At 74.1% G+C, this 17,237-nt stretch carries 20 protein-coding genes; 10 read left to right on the top strand and 10 right to left on the bottom strand.

From position 1 onward, the window contains the following. Positions 1 to 49 precede the first annotated feature (49 nt). Both EV187_RS15360 and EV187_RS15355 read left to right on the top strand, forming a co-directional pair. Entirely contained in the window at positions 50 to 988 is a 939-nt protein-coding gene (locus EV187_RS15360) for an arginase family protein (RefSeq protein ID WP_130353907.1), read from the top strand. 42 nt (positions 989 to 1,030) lie between these two features. Further along, entirely contained in the window at positions 1,031 to 1,513 is a 483-nt protein-coding gene (locus EV187_RS15355; protein ID WP_130353906.1) for a SixA phosphatase family protein, read from the top strand. A 3-nt stretch (positions 1,514 to 1,516) separates the two neighbouring features. On the opposite strand, the gene EV187_RS15350 is transcribed toward EV187_RS15355, so the two are convergent. The 5 genes from EV187_RS15350 to EV187_RS15330 form a co-directional block, all read right to left on the bottom strand. Next, positions 1,517 to 2,263, bottom strand: coding sequence for a sulfate/molybdate ABC transporter ATP-binding protein (locus EV187_RS15350; protein WP_165391225.1), 747 nt, complete (start codon positions 2,261 to 2,263; stop codon positions 1,517 to 1,519). Continuing rightward, a complete protein-coding gene (locus tag EV187_RS15345) occupies positions 2,260 to 3,114 on the bottom strand; it encodes an ABC transporter permease (RefSeq protein WP_341272762.1) in 855 nt (284 codons plus the stop codon). Before EV187_RS15345 ends, EV187_RS15350 begins: the two co-directional genes overlap by 4 nt. Beyond that, complete coding sequence (gene modA / locus EV187_RS15340) at positions 3,115 to 3,945, bottom strand: molybdate ABC transporter substrate-binding protein (RefSeq protein ID WP_130353904.1); 831 nt, start codon at positions 3,943 to 3,945, stop codon at positions 3,115 to 3,117. A 5-nt stretch (positions 3,946 to 3,950) separates the two neighbouring features. After that, complete coding sequence (locus EV187_RS15335; RefSeq protein ID WP_130353903.1) at positions 3,951 to 4,367, bottom strand: TOBE domain-containing protein; 417 nt, start codon at positions 4,365 to 4,367, stop codon at positions 3,951 to 3,953. An 81-nt stretch (positions 4,368 to 4,448) separates the two neighbouring features. Further along, positions 4,449 to 6,008, bottom strand: coding sequence for a molybdopterin-dependent oxidoreductase (locus tag EV187_RS15330; protein ID WP_130353902.1), 1,560 nt, complete (start codon positions 6,006 to 6,008; stop codon positions 4,449 to 4,451). Positions 6,009 to 6,169: 161 nt separating this feature from the next. Between EV187_RS15330 and EV187_RS15325 the strand changes: the two genes are divergently transcribed. Genes EV187_RS15325 through EV187_RS15310 form a run of 4 tightly spaced genes read left to right on the top strand, consistent with a single transcriptional unit; the run spans position 6,170 to position 9,900 of the window. Then, on the top strand, positions 6,170 to 7,261 hold the full coding sequence (locus EV187_RS15325; RefSeq protein WP_165391224.1) for a HesA/MoeB/ThiF family protein: 1,092 nt from the start codon (positions 6,170 to 6,172) through the stop codon (positions 7,259 to 7,261). Continuing rightward, positions 7,261 to 8,481, top strand: a complete 1,221-nt coding sequence (locus EV187_RS15320) for a molybdopterin molybdotransferase MoeA (RefSeq protein ID WP_130353900.1) — start codon at positions 7,261 to 7,263, stop codon at positions 8,479 to 8,481. Before EV187_RS15325 ends, EV187_RS15320 begins: the two co-directional genes overlap by 1 nt. Beyond that, entirely contained in the window at positions 8,478 to 9,488 is a 1,011-nt protein-coding gene (gene moaCB, locus EV187_RS15315) for a bifunctional molybdenum cofactor biosynthesis protein MoaC/MoaB (protein ID WP_130353899.1), read from the top strand. The genes EV187_RS15320 and moaCB overlap by 4 nt, the downstream gene beginning before the upstream one ends. Beyond that, on the top strand, positions 9,481 to 9,900 hold the full coding sequence (locus tag EV187_RS15310; protein WP_130353898.1) for a molybdenum cofactor biosynthesis protein MoaE: 420 nt from the start codon (positions 9,481 to 9,483) through the stop codon (positions 9,898 to 9,900). The genes moaCB and EV187_RS15310 overlap by 8 nt, the downstream gene beginning before the upstream one ends. Before the next feature lie 277 nt (positions 9,901 to 10,177). Here EV187_RS15310 and EV187_RS15305 read toward each other — a convergent pair whose 3' ends face one another. Genes EV187_RS15305 through moaA form a run of 3 tightly spaced genes read right to left on the bottom strand, consistent with a single transcriptional unit; the run spans position 10,178 to position 12,142 of the window. Then, on the bottom strand, positions 10,178 to 10,771 hold the full coding sequence (locus tag EV187_RS15305) for a dihydrofolate reductase family protein (protein ID WP_130353897.1): 594 nt from the start codon (positions 10,769 to 10,771) through the stop codon (positions 10,178 to 10,180). A 50-nt stretch (positions 10,772 to 10,821) separates the two neighbouring features. Beyond that, positions 10,822 to 11,073: a MoaD/ThiS family protein gene (locus EV187_RS15300; RefSeq protein WP_130353896.1), complete on the bottom strand. Its 252-nt coding sequence runs from the start codon at positions 11,071 to 11,073 to the stop codon at positions 10,822 to 10,824. A gap of 1 nt (position 11,074) precedes the next feature. After that, positions 11,075 to 12,142 carry a GTP 3',8-cyclase MoaA gene (moaA, locus tag EV187_RS15295; RefSeq protein WP_130353895.1) on the bottom strand — a complete coding sequence of 356 codons (1,068 nt, stop codon included), beginning with the start codon at positions 12,140 to 12,142 and terminating at the stop codon, positions 11,075 to 11,077. Between the two features lie 112 nt (positions 12,143 to 12,254). On the opposite strand from moaA, the gene EV187_RS15290 reads away from it, so the two are divergent. The 4 genes from EV187_RS15290 to EV187_RS15275 are packed head-to-tail and all read left to right on the top strand — an operon-like array spanning position 12,255 to position 14,226. Next, positions 12,255 to 12,845 (top strand): sulfite oxidase-like oxidoreductase, encoded by a 591-nt coding sequence (locus EV187_RS15290; protein ID WP_130353894.1) that lies wholly within the window; start codon positions 12,255 to 12,257, stop codon positions 12,843 to 12,845. Next, positions 12,842 to 13,636: an FAD-binding oxidoreductase gene (locus tag EV187_RS15285; protein ID WP_341272761.1), complete on the top strand. Its 795-nt coding sequence runs from the start codon at positions 12,842 to 12,844 to the stop codon at positions 13,634 to 13,636. The genes EV187_RS15290 and EV187_RS15285 overlap by 4 nt, the downstream gene beginning before the upstream one ends. Then, positions 13,636 to 13,905, top strand: a complete 270-nt coding sequence (locus tag EV187_RS15280; protein WP_242609625.1) for a DUF6510 family protein — start codon at positions 13,636 to 13,638, stop codon at positions 13,903 to 13,905. Before EV187_RS15285 ends, EV187_RS15280 begins: the two co-directional genes overlap by 1 nt. A 24-nt stretch (positions 13,906 to 13,929) precedes the next feature. After that, positions 13,930 to 14,226 carry a DUF503 domain-containing protein gene (locus EV187_RS15275; protein WP_130353892.1) on the top strand — a complete coding sequence of 99 codons (297 nt, stop codon included), beginning with the start codon at positions 13,930 to 13,932 and terminating at the stop codon, positions 14,224 to 14,226. Positions 14,227 to 14,254: 28 nt separating this feature from the next. On the opposite strand, the gene hutI is transcribed toward EV187_RS15275, so the two are convergent. Both hutI and hutU read right to left on the bottom strand, forming a co-directional pair. After that, positions 14,255 to 15,517: an imidazolonepropionase gene (hutI, locus tag EV187_RS15270; RefSeq protein ID WP_165391223.1), complete on the bottom strand. Its 1,263-nt coding sequence runs from the start codon at positions 15,515 to 15,517 to the stop codon at positions 14,255 to 14,257. Continuing rightward, entirely contained in the window at positions 15,514 to 17,184 is a 1,671-nt protein-coding gene (gene hutU, locus EV187_RS15265) for a urocanate hydratase (RefSeq protein WP_130353891.1), read from the bottom strand. The genes hutI and hutU overlap by 4 nt, the downstream gene beginning before the upstream one ends. Between the last annotated feature and the right edge of the window lie 53 nt (positions 17,185 to 17,237).

Below are 17,237 nucleotides of genomic sequence, written 5' to 3'. Positions count from 1 at the left end.
GGCGACGGATGCCTCGGCCCGCGGCATCCGTCATTGCTACCGTCGTGGCATGGCGACGCTCTCGCACGATCCCCTCTGGCCGCGGGCGGGCGGCTGGCCCGCGCTCGCCGACCTCGATCCCGGCGAGGCCGTGGATCTCGTGCTGCTCGGCGTGCCCGCGTGGCGCACGTCGCTGTCGCCGACGAACGCGCATGCGACGCCCGGCGCGGTCCGCGAGGCCCTGCGGCGGTACAGCCCGGCGCTGATGCCGAACCGCTCGGCAGCCGGCGCCGGCGGCGCCGGCGACCTCGGCGCTCTCCGGTTCGCCGATGCCGGTGACATCCACGAGCCCGACGGCCCCGACGGCGAGGCCGCCACGATCGCGACGGTCGCGGCGGCGCTCGAGCGTGCCGGGCTGCTCGTCGCGCTCGGCGGCGACAACTCGGTGACCGTGGCCACGGCGCTCGGCGCCTGGGGCGACGACCTCGGCACCGCCGGGCTCGTGACGATCGACGCCCACTACGACCTGCGCGACGGGGTCTCGAACGGCTCGCCCGTGCGCCGCCTCGTCGAGGCCGGCCTCGATCCGCGCCGTATCGTGCAGGTCGGCATCGCCGACTTCGCGAACTCCGCTTCCTACGCGCGCAGAGCGGCCGAGCTCGGCATCACGGTCGTCCACCGCGACGAGCTGCACGGCCGGAACCCCGCCGAGGTGATGGTCGAGGCGCTCGAGATCGCGGGCGCCGCCGGCGGTCCCGTGCACCTCGACGTCGACGTCGACGCCTGCGACCGCTCGGTCGCTCCCGCCTGCCCCGCCTCGGTGCCCGGTGGGCTCGCGGCCTGGGAGCTGCGCGCGCTCGTGCGCGCGGCGGCATCCGATGCCCGGGTGCGCAGCGCCGACCTCGTCGAGATCGACGCGACGACCGATGCCCCCGATGGACGCACCGTGCGGCTGGCCGCGCTCTGCGTGCTGGAACTCGCGGCAGGACTGGCCGCCCGCGCGACATAGGGTGACCTCGCGGCGCGATGCGCAGGGTGGCAGACTCGGCGCATGAAGACCCTCGTGCTCGTGCGACACGCCAAGTCCGCCTGGGACGAGCCGGGCCTCGACGACCACGACCGGCCCCTCGCCGACCGCGGCCTGCGCGACGCCCCCGAGATGGGTCGACGGCTCGCCGAGCGCGGTCTGGAGCCCGACGTGATCCGGTCGAGCACGGCCGTTCGGGCGCGCACCACGGCCGAGCTCATGGCCGACGCGCTGGGGCTCGCCCCCGACCGCCTCGACCTCGACGAGCGCCTCTACGGCGCCTCCCCCGAGGACATCCTCGGCGTCGTGCGCGAGTTCGACGATGCGATCGGCACGGCCATGGTCGTCGCCCACGACCCGGGCATGTCCGACCTCGCGTTCGCGCTGTCGGGCACGATCGAGCACATGCCGACGTGCGCCGTCGCGGAGTTCCGATTCGATGTCGCGAGTTGGCCGGAGGCGGTCGAGGCCGAACCCGTCGAGACCCGCTTCGACACGCCCCGCTGAGGTTCAGTCGGCGGATGCCGCGAGCATCCGCTCCACGTAGGGCGTCGCCGGTGCCGCCCGCAGCTCGTCGAGCGTGCCGCGCTGCGTCACCCGCCCCGCCTCGAGCACCAGGACCGAGTCGGCGAGCGCCGCGGCATCCGCCGGGCTGTGCGTGACGAGCACCGTCGCGCCGCCGAACTCGCGCACGTGGGTGGCGAGCTCCGTGCGCATCTCGGCCCGCACCTCGACGTCGAGCGCCGACATCGGCTCGTCGAGCAGCAGCACCTCGGGCTCGGCCGCGAGCGCACGGGCGAGTGCGACCCGCTGCGCCTGGCCGCCCGACAGCTCGGCGGGGTAGCGACCGGCGAGCGGCGCGAGCCCGTACCGCTCGAGCCACGGATCCGCCGCGGCGCGTGCCGCCGTCCGGCCGCCCCGCATGCGCGTCGCGAACGCGACGTTGTCGCGCACCGTGAGGTGCGGGAACAGCACGTAGTCCTGGAACACGAGGCCGATGCGCCGCCGTTCGGGTGGCAGCCCGTCGAGCGTGCGGGTGCCGATGCGCACGCGCCCCGACTCGAGCGGCACGAGGCCGGCGATCGCCGAGAGCACGCTCGACTTGCCGGCGCCGTTGGGTCCGATGACGGCGAGCGGATGCCGCGGCACCACGTCGAACGCAGCGGCGATCTCGAGGTCGCCGCGACTGACGACGACGTCGGCATGCAGCGCCGGGCGCGGGCCTGCCGCGTCGGGGCGGGCGGCGGCATCCGTCATGCGCGCACTCCCGGAAGCCATCGGTCGCGGAGGCCCAGCAGCACGATCACCGACACCGCGAGGAGGAGGAGGGCGAGCGCGATCGCCTCGTCGGGGTCGGACTGCATCGCGAGGTAGCTCGCGATCGGCAGGGTGCGCGTGACGCCGGGCAGGGATCCGGCGAAGGTGATGGTGGCGCCGAACTCGCCGAGCGCGCGGGTGAAGCACAGCACCGCGCCGGCAGCGACCCCGGGCGCCACGAGCGGCAGGGTCACGAACCGGAACACCTGCCACCGCGATGCGCCGAGCGTCGCGGCCGCGAGCTCGGTGCGCCGGTCGGCCGACCGCAGCGCCCCCTCGACGGCGAAGACGAGGAACGGCAGCGACACGAACACCTGCGCGAGCACCACGGCGCCGGTCGTGAACGGCACCGTGACGCCGAACCACTCCTCGAGCAGGCGCCCGATCGGTCCCCGGCGGCCGAGCAGCAGCAGCATCGCGATGCCGCCGACGACCGGCGGCAGCACCAGGGGCACCGTGACCGCGGCGCGCAGCACGCGGCGGGGGAGCGTCGGCCAGTCGGCGGCGCGCGCGAGCAGGGCGGCGAGCGGCACGCCGAGGACGAGGCAGATCGCGGTGGCGAGGGTGGCCGTGGCGAACGACAGCACGAGTGCCTGGATCACCGACTCGCGCGCGAGCAGCTCGGGCAGGTCGGCCCAGGGCGCGCGCAGGACGAGGGCGGCCGGGGGCAGCACGAGCACGGCGAGCGCAATGCCGGCCGCGACCGCGACCGGCCAGGACAGTCGCCCGGCCATCGTGCGCCGTGCCGCCGGTGCGCGGGTCGCCGGAGCACGGGTCGTCGGCTCGGCCACCTAGGGTGCCCCGAATCCCGCGTCGGCGAGCACCTCGCGCCCCGTGGGGCCGGTGACGAAGGCCACGAAGTCGTCGGCCGCAGCTGCATCGTCGGCCTCGGACAGCGCCGCGATCGGGTAGCGGTTCACGACGGATGCCGCGCCGGGCACCTCGATGCCCTCGACCTCGCCGCCGGCCGCCGGCACGTCGGTGCGGTAGACCAGCGCCGCGTCGACCTCGCCGAGCGAGACCTTGGTGAGCACGGCCTTCACGTCGGACTCGAGCGTGTCGGGCGCCGCGCCGACGCCCTGCCGAGCGAGCAGTTCGGCGGATGCCGCGCCGCAGGGCACCGACGGGTCGCAGAGCGCGATCCGCAGGTCGGGGTTCGCGAGGTCGTCGAGGCCGGTGATGCCGGCCGGGTTGCCCGCGGGAACCGCCAGCTCGAGCGTGTTCGTGGCGAAGACCACCGGATCGACGGCGAGGCCGGCGTCGGCGACGGCCTGCATCGGGGGTTCGGCGGCCGAGGCGAACACGTCGACCGGGGCGCCCTCCACGACCTGCTGGGCGAGCGCGGCGCTTCCGCCGTAGCTCAGCACGACGTCGACGTTCGGATGCTCCGCCTCGAACTGCGCGGCGAGGGTGTCGAACGCCTCGGTGAGGGAGGCGGCGGCGAAGACGGTGACCGTCGTGGGTGCGACATCCGCGCGGCCCGTCGACGACGCGGCGGAGGAGGCTCCGGTCGAGGCGCACCCGGTGAGCGCGGACGCGGTGGCGAACGCGAGGATGCCGGCGGCGACAGCGAGGTGCCGGCGAGGGGTGCGCGTGGCAGTGGGTGCGGTGGCTGGCGGCATCCGCCTCATCGATCGGCTCCCGCTGGCAGCTCGATCGTGACATTCGTGGCCTTGGCGCTCGCCGCGGCGAGCATGCCGGGCTGCAGCCCGAGCTCGTCGGCGGCCTCGCGGCTCATCAGCGAGACGATGCGGAACGGACCCGCCTGCAGGTCGACCTGCGCCATGACGCCGTCGCGCTGGACGCGCGTGACGAGCCCGACGAAGCGATTGCGCGCGGAGGCCCGCGCGAGCGGGAACGCCTCGGCGAGCGCACCGCCCGAGGCGAGCTCCGCCATCAGCGGCACCAGTTCCCCGCCGTCCACGACCTGCATGCCGTTCGCACCCCGACGGAGCGCGAGGCGGCCGTGCTCGCCCCACCGGCGCACGGTGTCGTCGCTCACGCCGAGAAGGGCGGCGGCCTCGCTGACACGGAACTCGGTCATGGTGACGCTCCTCGAATACGGGTCGATTCCTCGATCCTAGCCGCGTACACGGCGAAATGGCACTCTCGCCGCCGCAGGGATTCACGCGGTGACGCTGAGCAGGATGCGCTGCCACCCGGTCGAGCCGTCGGGAGCGATCGGGGCACGCTCCTGCGCCTGGAGGGTGCCGTCCGCGTCGGTCGCGCGCACGGTGACGTAGTGGGTGCCGACGGGGGCCTCCCACTCGAGGAACCACTGCACCCACGTGCTGCCGTTGATCGGCGTGGAGAGCGTGGCCGGCTGCCACGCGCCGTCGTCGACCCGCACCTCGACCCGGTCGACGCCGACGGGCTGCGCCCAGGCGACTCCGGCGAGGACCGTGCGACCGGCGGCGATCGGCGTGCCGGCGCGGGGCGTGTCGATCCGCGAGGAGAGCTTGATCGGTGCCCTGGCGCTGTAGCCGCGGGGCGTCCAGTACCCCTCGTCGGCCGCGAAGGTCGTCACCGTCAGCTCGGTCAGCCACTTGGTGGCGGACACGTAACCGTAGAGGCCCGGCACGACCATCCGCACCGGGAACCCGTGCTCGAGCGGCAGCGGTTCCCCGTTCATGCCGACGGCGAGGATGGCGTCGAGGTCGTCGTCGGTCAGCGACTCGAGCGGCGTCGACGCCGTGAAGCCGTCGATGCTCCGGGAGAGCACCATGTCGGCCCCCGGCGCCGGGCCCGCCATGCGCAGCACGTCGCGCACGGGCACGCCGAGCCACTTCGCCGTGCCGAGCAGGTCGCCGCCGACCTCGTTCGACACGCAGGTGAGCGTGATCGCGTACTCGTCGAGGCCTATGCCGACGAGGTCGTCGAAGCCCAGCTCGACCCGGCGGTCGACCATGCCGTCGACGACGAGGCGCCAGCCCGACGGGTCGATCTCGGGGACGGTGAGGGCGGTGTCGACGCGGTAGAAGTCGCGATTCGACGTGAAGAGGGGCGAGATCCCCGGGATGTCGAGTTCGGCGCCCTCGGGAACCGTCACGGTCGACCGCGCCGCGGGCAGCCTCAGGGTCCGGCGGATCGCCGCGATCGACGACGAGGTCGCCGTCGCCACGCGCGAGCCGATCCCGACGAGCACGGCGGATGCCGCGGCGACGCCCGCGATGCGGAGGAAGGCGCGCCGGTCGACCGCCGCCCGCTCGACGTCGGGCCGTGCGAGGTCGGCTCGCCACGCGCGCAGCCGTCTGGCGAGCAACGTGAGCACCACGGCGCCGACCACGGTGCCGACGACCGGCGGGACCCACGCGAGCGGCGTCGCGCCGGCCCGGGTGAGGATCGCGGCCACCGACAGGGCGCCCGCCACGCCCAGGGCGATGACGCCGAGCGGGGGACGAACGTACTCCAGGATCCCCGAGATCGACGCAGCGACGACGACGGCGAGTGCGAGGCCCACGAGCAGCGCGACCTTGTCGTACTCGCCGAACGTGGCGATCGCGAACTCCTTGAAGGGCTGCGGCACGATGTCGATGACGAAGGCGCCGACCGCGAGGATCGGACTGCCGTCGCGCGCGACGAGCAGCGCGAGGAGTTCGGCCGTGGCGAGGAAGGCCGCGGCGCTCACGACACCCGAGAATGCGGCCCACCACCACATCCGCCTCGGACCCGTCGTGGTCGCCATGCCGCCGCCTCCGCCTCCGCGAGTGCCGGTCGCGACTCGCAGGGGTGGTTCGTCACGGGCGGCGGCGCGGATTGGCGCCTCGGCCGTCCGCTCGCCCGAGGGCGCGCGACGGCCTTCGGGCGGCAGCGGCGTTCCCTGCCCGCGCCTGCGAGAATCGGAGCGTGGATGCGATCCAGCCCGACTCGCCCCGGTACGCCCGGCAGCGCGTGCTGCCCGGCTGGGGCGTCGGCGGGCAGCAGCGCCTCGCCGACGCGCACGTGGTGGTGCTCGGCGCCGGCGGCCTCGGCAGCGCGGTGGTGCCGGCGCTGGTCGCCGCGGGTGTGGGCCGGGTCACCGTCGTCGACGACGATCGGGTCGAGGCGACCAACCTGCACCGCCAGACGCTCCACTCGCAGGCCGACGTCGGCCGGCGCAAGGTCGACTCGGCAGCGGATGCCGCCACCGCCCTGTCGCCCGAGACGACCGTCGTCGCCGTGCCGCATCGCTTCGACGAGGGCAACGCCGACGAGCTGCTCGCCGACGCCGACCTCGTGGTCGACGGAACCGACGACGTCCTCACCCGCTACGTCGCCGACGACGCGGCCGCACGCGCGGGCGTTCCCCTCGTGTGGGGCTCCGCGGCGAAGTTCTCGGGGCAGGTCGGCGTCTCGTGGGAGGCGCGCGGCGTCTCGTACCGCGATCTGTTCCCCGAGCCGCCGGCGGATGCAGGGCTCAGCTGCGAGGTCGACGGCATCCTGCCCACCGTGTGCACCGTGACCGGCGGCATGATGGCCGGCGAAGCGCTGAAGGTGCTCACCGGCGTCGGCGAGCCGCTCCTCGGTCGCGTCGTGGTCTACGACGCGCTATCGGGCCGGACCCGCGAGATCGCCTACCGGCGGGCAGCGGATGTCGCACCCCGCCCCGCGGCGGCGCCGCCCGCGTCCGAGCCGGCGGCCACCGGCACGGTCGATGCCGCCACCCTGTCCGACGAGCTCGGCTCCGGTTCACCCCCGGTGCTGCTCGACGTCCGCGAACCCTGGGAGGCCGCCATCGCCGCCATCGCCGGATCCACCCTCATTCCGCTCGGAGAGCTCGGCGACCGGGTCGGTGAGCTCGACCCCGCGGCATCCGTCGTCGTGTACTGCCATCTCGGGGTGCGCTCGGAGTACGCCGCTCGGCTGCTCTCCGGCGAGGGCTTCGCTCGCGTGCGGAACCTGACCGGCGGCATCGACGCGTGGTCGCGCATCGTCGACGCGACGGTGGTGCGGTACTGATGACGGGCCGCATCCCGGTCGGCGAGCACTCGGCGTTCGTGCGCTCCCTGCTCGCGGGGCTCGGCGCCCGACCGACCGAGCGGGTCGCGCTCCCCGACGCGCTCGGGCGCATCACCGCGTCGCCGGTGGAGTCGCCGATCGCCCTGCCGCCGTTCCGAAACTCGCAGATGGACGGGTTCGCGGTGCGCGCGGCCGACGTGGCGGATGCCCCGGTGTCGCTGCCGGTCGTCGGCGAGGTCGCCGCGGCGGCCGGTGCGCCGCCTCCGCTCGAGCCGGGAACGACCGTGCGCATCATGACCGGCGCACAGGTGCCGACGGGGGCCGACGCGATCGTGCCCGTCGAGGACACCGAGCCCGACGGCTCCGCCGCGGGCGGGGACGGCGCCGCGCACGTGCGCGTGCTGCGTTCCCGTGCCGCCGGCGAGTACGTGCGGGAGGCCGGCTCCGACCTGGCCGCGGGCGCCGACGTGCTCCCGCCCGGGCTGCGGCTCGCGTCGCGCCACCTCGCCGCTGCCGCGGCATCCGGGCTCACCACGCTGCTCGTGCGCGAGCGGGTGCGCGTCGCGGTCGTGAGCACGGGCAGCGAGCTCGTGGCGCCCGGTGCCGAGCTCGGTCCGGGCGAGATCCCCGATGCGAACGGCGTCGCGCTCGCCGCGGCCGTGCGGGCGGCGGGCGCCGTGGTGGTGCACGAGGCCCGCGTGCGGGACGAGGTCGGCCGACTCCGCCACGAGCTGGATGCCGCGCGCGACGCCGACGCCGAGCTGATGCTGACGAGCGGCGGCGTCTCGATGGGGGCCTACGAGGTCGTACGCGAACTGCTCGAGCCGCTGGGCGGGTGGGTCGGCAGCGTGGCCATGCAGCCGGGCGGACCGCAGGCGACCGGTGCGTACCGGGGCATGCCCGTGATCGGATTCCCCGGCAACCCCGTCAGCGCCCAGCTCTCCTTCGAGCTCTTCGTCGCACCGACGCTCCGCGCCATCGCCGGCCTGCCGCCCGCCCGCACCGAGCGACTGGTGCTCGCCGAGCCCCTCGCGTCCGTGCCGGGCAAGCGGCAGTTCCTGCGCGGCCGACGGGCCGACGCCGACGGCCGCGTGGAGGTGGTGGGCGGCCCGGGGTCGCACCTCGTGGCGGCGCTCGCGGCATCCGAGCTGCTCATCGTCGTGCCCGAGGACGTCACGTCGCTCGACGCCGGGGCCCTGGTCGATACCGTGTTCCTATGACCTCGCTCACCCACCTCGACGACGACGGCCGTGCGCGCATGGTCGACGTCGGCGCGAAGCCCGTCACGCGCCGCGTCGCGATCGCCGAGGGTCGCCTCGAAACGACGGCCGAGGTCGTCGCGCTCGTGCGCAGCGACGGGCTGAAGAAGGCCGACGTGCTGCCCACCGCACGCATCGCCGGCATCTCCGGGGCCAAGAAGACGAGCGAGCTCATCCCGCTCGCGCACATCGTGCCGCTCGACGCGGTGTCGATCGACTTCGGGTTCGAGGAGCGGGCCGTCACGATTCGCGCGACGGCGTCGACCACGGCGCGCACGGGCGTCGAGATGGAGGCGCTCACGGCCGTCGCCATCGCCGGACTCACGTTGCACGACATGGTGAAGGCCGTCGACCCGGCGGCGCAGCTCGGCGGCATCCGGCTCGTCGAGAAGCGCGGTGGCAAGCGCGGCCACTGGCGAGCGGATGCCTCGCCCGACCCCGTGGATCCCGCCCACCACCCCGGCTCGGCCACCGTGCTCGTCGTCTCGACGCGCGCGGCGGCGGGCACCGCCGAGGACACCACCGGACCCGTCATCGTCGACTGGCTTCGCGAGCGCGGCTTCGACGTCGACGAGCCGGTCGTGGTCCCCGACGTCGACGTGGCCGACGCCGTCCGGCGCGCCGTCGCCGGCTCGCCGTCCGTGCTCCTCACCACCGGCGGAACCGGGGTCAACCCGGGCGACCGCACGCCCGAGGCGACGCTCGCCGTGCTCGACCAGGAGCTGCCCGGGGTCGCGGAGGCGATCCGCTCCGCCGGGCGCGCCGCGACGCCGACTGCGGCCCTCAGCCGCGCGCTCGCGGGCGTCGCCGGACGCACGATCGTCGTGAACCTCCCGGGCTCACGCGGCGGAGTCGGTGACGGGCTCCGCGTGCTCGACGAGCTGCTCCCGCACCTGCTTGACCAGGTCGCCGGGGGCGACCACGCCCCCCGCGACTCGCAACGACAGGACGGCGGCGCGGATGCCTGAGCCCGAGATCCTCGCGCTCGTGACCGCCGAGCCGCTCGACCGGTCCGCGATCGAGGCCTTCGTGCAGACCTCGCAGGACGGCGCGCTCGTGACGTTCGAGGGCGTCATCCGCGACCACGACCACGGGGCATCCGTCACGGCGCTCGACTACGAGGCGCACCCCGAGGCCGAGCGGTTCCTGCGCGAGACGTGCGCCGAGGTCGCCCGCGAGACCGGACTGCGCGTCGCCGCCGCGCACCGCGTCGGAACGCTCGCCATCGGCGACGTCGCGCTCGTGGCATCCGTCGCCGCCCCGCATCGCGCCGCGGCGTTCGCGGCGTGCGCGCTGCTCGTGGACCGCATCAAGGAGCGAACGCCGATCTGGAAGCGACAGCACCTCGAGGGCGGCGCGACGGAGTGGGTCAACCTCTGACCCGGCGTGCCCGACTGTGCATCCACGGCGCAGGCGCGACCTGGCACCGCAAGTCCTGACTCGGGTCGACGGCGACGCGTCGTCGGCGACGGCGGCGCCCGCCCGGCGAGGGTCCCGCTCCGGAAATCGCCACCACTTCGCCACTTCGCCACTTCGCCACTTCGCCACTTCGCCACTTCGCCACCCGGTTTCGCGGAGCACTGGTCGACCCGCACGCCACTGGAAGCGCGGACCGACGGACCGGAGGGCACGCCCTGCCGAATGGCACCGTGTCCGATCAGCCGCGCTCGACCGGGTACCGGAGGTGCAGCACGCGCCGGCCCTGCACGATGGCCGTCGGATCGCCGAGTCGCGCCGGGCCCGCATCGCCGAAGTAGCGCTTCCCGGAGCCCATCACGACCGGCACGAGGTCGATGGCCACCTCGTCGACCAGGCCGGCGTCGAGCGCCTGCCCGGCGATGGTGCCGGCTGCGAGTCCGACGTCGCGGTCGCCCGCGATCTCCTTCGCCGTCGCGATCGCCGCGGCGATGCCCTCGGTCACGAAGGTGAAGTCCTCCGAACCCGGGTACGACCAGTCGCGTGGCGGCTCGTGCGTGAGCACCACGATCGGCGTGCCGATCGGATGCCGCCCGTGCCACCCGTCGGTGACGTCGAACAACTCCCGGCCCACCACGAGCACGCCGAGCGAGCCGACCCACGAGTTCCAGTAGTCGGCGCTCTGCCGCGTGACGTGGAACGGCGGGAGCTCGCCCTCGTTCACGATCTCGACGTCGCCGTTGTCGTACCACTCGAAGAGGTCGCCGATGTCGTCGTCCTCGAACGCGATGAACCCGTCGAGCGACATGGATGCGTTTGCGATGACCTTGCCCATGCGCGCACGGTACCTCGGCGGCAATGACGCCGCGAGGGGGTGCGCGCGGTTCAGCCGCCCGCGAACGGCGGCAGCACGTCGACGCTCGCGCCGAGCGGGGCCGCGCCGTCGCGCCGCACCACGCCGTCGACGAGGAACGAGCCGTTCGCCACGACCCGTTCCATCGCCGCGCCGTAGCGGTCGACGAGCAGGTCGCGCAGCTCGCCGACCGTCGTGCCGGCGTCGTCGGCGGGGAGGGTCTCCTCCTCGACGCCGGCCGCCTCCGCGGCGGCGGCGAAGTAGCGGACGGTCACGGATGCCACGTCAGCCGCCGATCCCGCCCATGGATCGCACCGGGCGTACGAAGTCGGCGGCGTCGATGCCGTGGCCCGCCTGCTTGCCCCACATCGCGGCGCGCCAGCGGTCGGCGATGGTCGCGTCATCCGCCCCGCCCCGGAGCATCCCCCGCAGATCGGTCTCGTCGTCGCCGAAGAGGCACGAGCGGACGGACCCCTCGGCGGTGAGGCGGGTGCGGTCGCACGCGGCGCAGAACGAGCGGGTCACCGAGGCGATGATGCCCACGGTGGCCGGGCCGCCGTCGACGAGCCATTCCTCGGCGGGCGCCGACGGGTCGTCGCGTCCCACGGGCTCGAGCACGAAGCGCTCGCCGAGCACCTCGAGCAGCTCGTCGGCGTCGACCATGTTGTCGCGCTTCCACTGCTCGTCGGCGTCGAGCGGCATCTGCTCGATGAATCGCAGGCGGCAGCCGTGGTCGATGGCCCAGGCGAGCAGGGCGGGCGCGTCGTGCAGGGTCTCGCGCATGGCGACCGCGTTGACCTTGAGCGGGCCGAGACCCGCGCGATGCGCTGCGGCGATGCCGTCGAGCACGCGCGGCAGCCGATCACGGCGGGTCAGCCGGGTGAAGTGCTCGCGGTCGAGCGTGTCGAGCGACACGTTGACGCGGGAGAGGCCCGCGTCGGCGAGGGCCTGCGCCTTCCGGTCGAGCCCGATGCCGTTCGTCGTGAGCGCGAGCGGCGTGCCGGGCGCGGCGGCGGCGCTCAACGCGATGATCTCCACGAGGTCGGGGCGGGTCAGCGGCTCGCCACCCGTGAACCGCACCTCGTGCACGCCGAGGTCGCGCACCGCGATGCCGACGAGCCGGGCGATCTCGTCGGCCGAGAGCAGCTCGTCGCGCGGGATCACCGGCAGGCCCTCCGCGGGCATGCAGTACGTGCAGCGCAGCGAGCACGCCGAGGTGATCGACACGCGCAGGTCGCGTGCGACGCGTCCGAAGCGATCGACGAGCCCCGCGACATCCGGACGCCCCTCGATCGAGGGCGCAGCCGACGGGGACCGGCGGATCGCCGGCATGCCGAGCGAGAGGGCCGCCATGCCTCCACCCTAAGCGGTCGCATCGCGAGCACGGATGTCGGACGGAATCGATGACACAGAGTGACAGCCGATGCCGCCGTCACTATCGTGAGACGGGTCGGGAGGAGACGCGATGTCGTTCATCACGCGGGGGTTCAGCGGTCGCAGTCGGGATCGGGACGAGCGGCTTCCACCCGGACAGACCCTGGTCAGCGATTTCCCGGTGCTGTCGGCGGGCCCGACGCCCGAGGTCGACACGGCGGACTGGGAGTTCACGATCCGCACCGAGGCCGGCGTGCACCGCTGGAACTGGGACGAGTTCATGGCCCTGAAGATCGACGACGTCGACACCGACATCCACTGCGTCACGCACTGGTCGAAGCTCGGCACGAACTGGCGCGGCGTCTCGCTCGACACGCTGTTCGAGGACGTCGAGACCGAGCAGGAGTACGTCATGGCGCACAGCTACGGCGGGTACACGACCAACGTGCCGCTCGACGAGCTGCTCGACGGCAAGGCGTGGGTGGCGTTCGAGTTCGACGGAGAGCCCCTCGACCCCGAGCACGGCGGCCCCGCGCGGCTCCTGGTGCCCCACCTCTACTTCTGGAAGAGCGCGAAGTGGGTGCACGGGCTCGTGATGATGGACCAGGACGAGCCCGGATTCTGGGAGCAGAACGGCTACCACATCCACGGTGACCCGTGGAAGGAAGAGCGCTACTGGTGAGCGACGCGACGACGTCGCAGGTCACCGCGCTCGGCGCTGCCCTCCAGTCGGTGCCGAGGTCGGGTTGGCACGCCGCGACGGTCGCGGCGGTGCATCGGGAGACGCCCAACGCCTCGCGCCTCGAGCTCGACGTCGACGGGTGGCCGGGCAACGCGGCGGGCCAGCACCTCGACGTGCGGCTCACGGCACCCGACGGGTACACCGCGACCCGGTCGTACTCGATCGCATCGTCGGGATCCTCGACCCGCGTGGTGCTCGCCGTCGACAAGCTGCCCGACGGCGAGGTGTCGCCGTACCTCGTCGACGACGTTCGAGCCGGCGACATGCTCGAGGTGCACGGCCCCCTCGGCGCGTTCTTCGTCTGGGCGCCGGCCGCGCAGACCGGCGACCGGCGGCCGGTGCAGCTCATCGCGGGCGGCTCGGGCGTCGTGCCGCTCTTCGCGATGGCCAGCGCCCACGCCGAGGCCGACGACCCCACGCCGTTCCGGCTCCTGTACTCGGTGCGCACGCCCGACGACGTCTACTTCTCCGAGGAGCTGCGAGGGCTCTCCGACGCCTCGGCCCCGCTTCGCCTCGACTTCGTCTACACCCGGCGCACGCCCGACGGATGGCCGGCGCCCGCGGGCCGCATCACTCGCGAGGCCCTCGAAGCCGCGGTGATCCCGGCGGCCGACCGGCCCCGGGTCTACGTGTGCGGGTCGACGGGATTCGTCGAACTCGTGGCGGACTGGCTGGTCGGCCTCGGGCACGACCCCCGGTCGGTCCGCACCGAACGATACGGAGGCACGTGATGGAGCACGTCGACGGCAACGCCATCGCGGGTCCGCTCGCCGAGTTCTTCGCCTTCGACGTGACGACCGCCACCGGCCGCTGCGTCGGATGCGGCTCGATCGCGGAGCTCGCACGGGCCATGGTCTACCGCAGCGGAGCCGGGACGGTCGTGCGCTGCAGCACCTGCGACACCGTGCTCGCGACCCTCGTTGAGTCGGGTGATCGCGCGTGGATCGGGCTGCGCGGCATGAGCGCCATCGAGGTGCGCCGCGCCCCCTCCGCGGGCTGACGGACCGGCCCGTCGGAGGCCGCCGTGTGGATCGGCTGGATCGAGTTCGACCTGCTGCTCGGCGACGTGCACTCGCTGAAGGACAAGCGGGCCGTCATCCGCCCGATCCTCGCCGACCTGCGTCGCGCCACCGAGGCGAGCGTCGCGGAGGTGGCCGAGCAGGACCTGCACCGCCGCGCGGTGCTCGGCGTCGGGGTGGTGGCGTCGGGCGCCGAGCGGGTGACCGACACGCTCGACCGGGCGGAGCGGCTCGTCGCGTCGCGGCCCGAGGTGGTACTGCTGTCGGCGCGTCGACGGATGCGGCACAGCGACGACGACTGACGTCCGCGTGCCCCCGGCCGCACACGCGTCAGGCGATGGCCGCCCCGTCCTTCCACACCCGCGCGACGAGCGGCACGCCAGGACGGTAGGCGAGGTGCACGTGGCTCGGGGCGTCGAGCAGCAGGAGGTCGGCCCGTGCGCCGGGGCGCACCGCTCCGACATCCGTGCGGCGGAGCGCGACGGCACCGCCCGCGGTCGACGCCCACACCGCCTCGGCCGGTGTCATCCCCATGTCGCGCACCGCGACGGCGATGCAGAACGGCATCGAGCTCGTGAAGCTCGACCCCGGGTTGCAGTCGCTCGCGAGCGCCACGGTCACGCCCGCGTCGATGAGGCGGCGCGCGTCGGGATAGGGCTGGCGGGTCGAGAACTCGACCCCGGGCAGCAGGGTCGCGACCGTGTCGGATGCCGCGAGCGCGGCGACATCCGCGTCGCTGAGGTAGGTGCAGTGGTCGACGGAAGCCGCGCCGAGCTCGACCGCGAGGCCGACCCCGCCGCCCTCGCCGAGCTGGTTGCCGTGCACGCGCACGCCGAGGCCCGCGGCCGCGCCGGCCCGGAGGACTCGGCGGGACTGCTCGGGCGTGAACGCCCCCCGCTCGCAGAACACGTCGACCCAGCGCGAGTGCGGTGCGCACGCGGCGAGCATCTCGCCGACCACGAGGTCGACGTACTCGTCGGGGCGGTCGGCGTACTCGGCCGGCACGACGTGCGCCCCGAGGAACGTGACCTCCTCGGTCACCTCCCGGGCGAGCCCCACCAGGCGCTCCTCGTCGGCGACCGAGAGGCCGTAGCCCGACTTCACCTCGAACGTCGTGGTGCCCTGGGAGTGCAGCTCGGCGACGAAGCCGGCGAGCCGGGCGCGCAGCTCGTCGTCGGTCGCCGCGCGGGTGGCGGCGACGGTCGAGCGGATGCCGCCGGCCTCGTAGCGCCGGCCCGCCATGCGCGCCGCGAACTCCTCGGCTCGGTCGCCGCCGAACACCAGGTGCGTGTGGCTGTCGACGAAGCCCGGGATGATCGCGCGGGCGCCCACGTCGACGACCTCGACGTCGGCGTCCCAGAGCGTGCGGTGCTCCTCGGCCTCGCGACGGTCCTCGCGCTCGTGACGCGGCGCGAGGCGCTCCGTCGCGTGCGTGGCCGGGCCGACCCACGTGACGAGGCCGTCCTCCACGAGCACCGCGGCGTCGCGGACGATGCCGAGCGGTCCGCCGTCGCGGCCGGGCGCGGGATCGTTCGTCACCAGTTCGGCGATGCCCGTGAGCAGCATCCGTCCCGCTGCCCCGCCGTCGCTCATGCGTCGAGCATAGGCACGCGCAGCCCGCGCTCGCGAGCGACCTCGACGGCACGGTCGTAGCCCGCGTCGACGTGTCGCATGACCCCGGTGCCGGGGTCGTTCACGAGCACCCGCGCGATCTTCTCGGCGGCGAGGTCGGTGCCGTCGGCGACGATCACCTGGCCGGCGTGGATCGAGCGGCCGATGCCGACGCCGCCGCCGTGGTGGATCGAGACCCACGTGGCGCCCGACGCCGTGTTGAGCAGCGCGTTGAGCAGGGGCCAGTCGGCGATCGCGTCGGAGCCGTCGGCCATCGCCTCGGTCTCGCGGTACGGGCTCGCCACCGACCCCGAGTCGAGGTGGTCGCGGCCGATCACGACCGGCGCGGACAGCTCGCCCGACGCGACCATCTCGTTGAACTTCAGTCCGGCGAGGTGGCGCTCCTGGTAGCCGAGCCAGCAGATGCGGGCCGGCAGGCCCTCGAAGTGCACCTTCTCGCCCGCCTGGGTGATCCAGCGACGCAGGTGCTGGTCGTCGGGGAACAGCTCGAGGATCGCCCGGTCGGTCGCGGCGATGTCGGCCGGGTCGCCCGAGAGCGCGGCCCAGCGGAACGGCCCCTTGCCCTCGGCGAAGAGCGGGCGGATGTAGGCCGGCACGAAGCCGGGGAACGCGAATGCGCGGTCGTAGCCGCCGAGCTCGGCCTCGCGGCGGATCGAGTTGCCGTAGTCGAACACCTCGGCGCCGGCATCCTGGAACTCGACCATCGCCCGCACCTGCTTGGCCATCGATGCGCGGGCGCGCTCGGTGAAGGCCGCGGGGTCGGATGCCGCGAGCTCGTGCCACTCGGCCACGCCGACGCCCTCGGGCAGGTAGCTCAGCGGGTCGTGCGCGCTCGTCTGGTCGGTGACGATGTCGATCGCGACGCCCCGGCCGAGCACCTCGGGGAACACGGTCGCGGCGTTGCCGACGAGGCCGACGCTGAGCGGGGTACGCGCCTCCTTGGCCGCGAGCACGCGGGCGACGGCGTCGTCGAGGTCGTCGGTCATCTCGTCGAGGTAGCCGTGCTCGACGCGGCGCTGCAGGCGCGTGGCATCCACGTCGACGATGAGCACCACGCCCTCGTTCATGGTGACCGCGAGCGGCTGGGCGCCGCCCATGCCGCCGCAGCCGCCCGTCAGCGTCAGCGTGCCGGCCAGGCTGCCGCCGAACCTGGCGCGGGCGATCGCGCCGAAGGTCTCGTACGTGCCCTGCAGGATGCCCTGCGTGCCGATGTAGATCCACGAGCCCGCGGTCATCTGGCCGTACATCGTGAGGCCGAGCTGCTCGAGGCGGCGGAACTCGGGCCACGTCGCCCAGTCGCCCACGAGGTTCGAGTTGGCGATGAGCACGCGGGGCGCCCACTCGTGGGTGCGGAACACGCCGACCGGCTTGCCCGACTGCACGAGCAGCGTCTCGTCGGCCTCGAGGTCCTCGAGCGTGCGGACGATCGCGTCGAACGCCTCCCAGTTGCGGGCGGCCTTGCCCGTGCCGCCGTAGACGATGAGGTCCTCGGGGCGTTCGGCGACCTCGGGGTCCAGGTTGTTCATGAGCATGCGCAGGGGCGCCTCGGTCTGCCAGCTCTTCGCGGTGAGCTCGGTGCCGCGCGCGGCGCGGACGGTGCGCGCGGGAGCGGTGGGTGCGTCGGTCATGCCTCGATCACACCGCACGCGGCAATCGGCGACAACGGATGCGGCGGCGCTGG

Origin of the sequence: Agromyces ramosus (assembly GCF_004216665.1) — a bacterium.
Classification (GTDB): domain Bacteria; phylum Actinomycetota; class Actinomycetes; order Actinomycetales; family Microbacteriaceae; genus Agromyces; species Agromyces ramosus.
This window is presented reverse-complemented; position numbering and strand designations above follow the sequence as displayed.

What these genes read in the sequence shown, in the direction of transcription:
- EV187_RS15335 (WP_130353903.1), bottom strand. Translation starts at nt 4,367, where the DNA reads ATGACCGAGTTCCGTGTCAGCGAGGCCGCCGCCCTTCTCGGCGTGAGC.
- EV187_RS15280 (WP_242609625.1), top strand. Translation starts at nt 13,636, where the DNA reads ATGGAGCACGTCGACGGCAACGCCATCGCGGGTCCGCTCGCCGAGTTC.
- EV187_RS15360 (WP_130353907.1), top strand. Translation starts at nt 50, where the DNA reads ATGGCGACGCTCTCGCACGATCCCCTCTGGCCGCGGGCGGGCGGCTGG.
- modA (WP_130353904.1), bottom strand. Translation starts at nt 3,945, where the DNA reads ATGCCGCCAGCCACCGCACCCACTGCCACGCGCACCCCTCGCCGGCAC.
- hutI (WP_165391223.1), bottom strand. Translation starts at nt 15,517, where the DNA reads ATGAGCGACGGCGGGGCAGCGGGACGGATGCTGCTCACGGGCATCGCC.
- moaCB (WP_130353899.1), top strand. Translation starts at nt 8,478, where the DNA reads ATGACCTCGCTCACCCACCTCGACGACGACGGCCGTGCGCGCATGGTC.
- EV187_RS15355 (WP_130353906.1), top strand. Translation starts at nt 1,031, where the DNA reads ATGAAGACCCTCGTGCTCGTGCGACACGCCAAGTCCGCCTGGGACGAG.
- hutU (WP_130353891.1), bottom strand. Translation starts at nt 17,184, where the DNA reads ATGACCGACGCACCCACCGCTCCCGCGCGCACCGTCCGCGCCGCGCGC.
- EV187_RS15310 (WP_130353898.1), top strand. Translation starts at nt 9,481, where the DNA reads ATGCCTGAGCCCGAGATCCTCGCGCTCGTGACCGCCGAGCCGCTCGAC.
- EV187_RS15305 (WP_130353897.1), bottom strand. Translation starts at nt 10,771, where the DNA reads ATGGGCAAGGTCATCGCAAACGCATCCATGTCGCTCGACGGGTTCATC.
- EV187_RS15290 (WP_130353894.1), top strand. Translation starts at nt 12,255, where the DNA reads ATGTCGTTCATCACGCGGGGGTTCAGCGGTCGCAGTCGGGATCGGGAC.
- EV187_RS15350 (WP_165391225.1), bottom strand. Translation starts at nt 2,263, where the DNA reads ATGACGGATGCCGCCGCCCGCCCCGACGCGGCAGGCCCGCGCCCGGCG.
- moaA (WP_130353895.1), bottom strand. Translation starts at nt 12,142, where the DNA reads ATGGCGGCCCTCTCGCTCGGCATGCCGGCGATCCGCCGGTCCCCGTCG.
- EV187_RS15320 (WP_130353900.1), top strand. Translation starts at nt 7,261, where the DNA reads ATGACGGGCCGCATCCCGGTCGGCGAGCACTCGGCGTTCGTGCGCTCC.
- EV187_RS15330 (WP_130353902.1), bottom strand. Translation starts at nt 6,008, where the DNA reads ATGGCGACCACGACGGGTCCGAGGCGGATGTGGTGGTGGGCCGCATTC.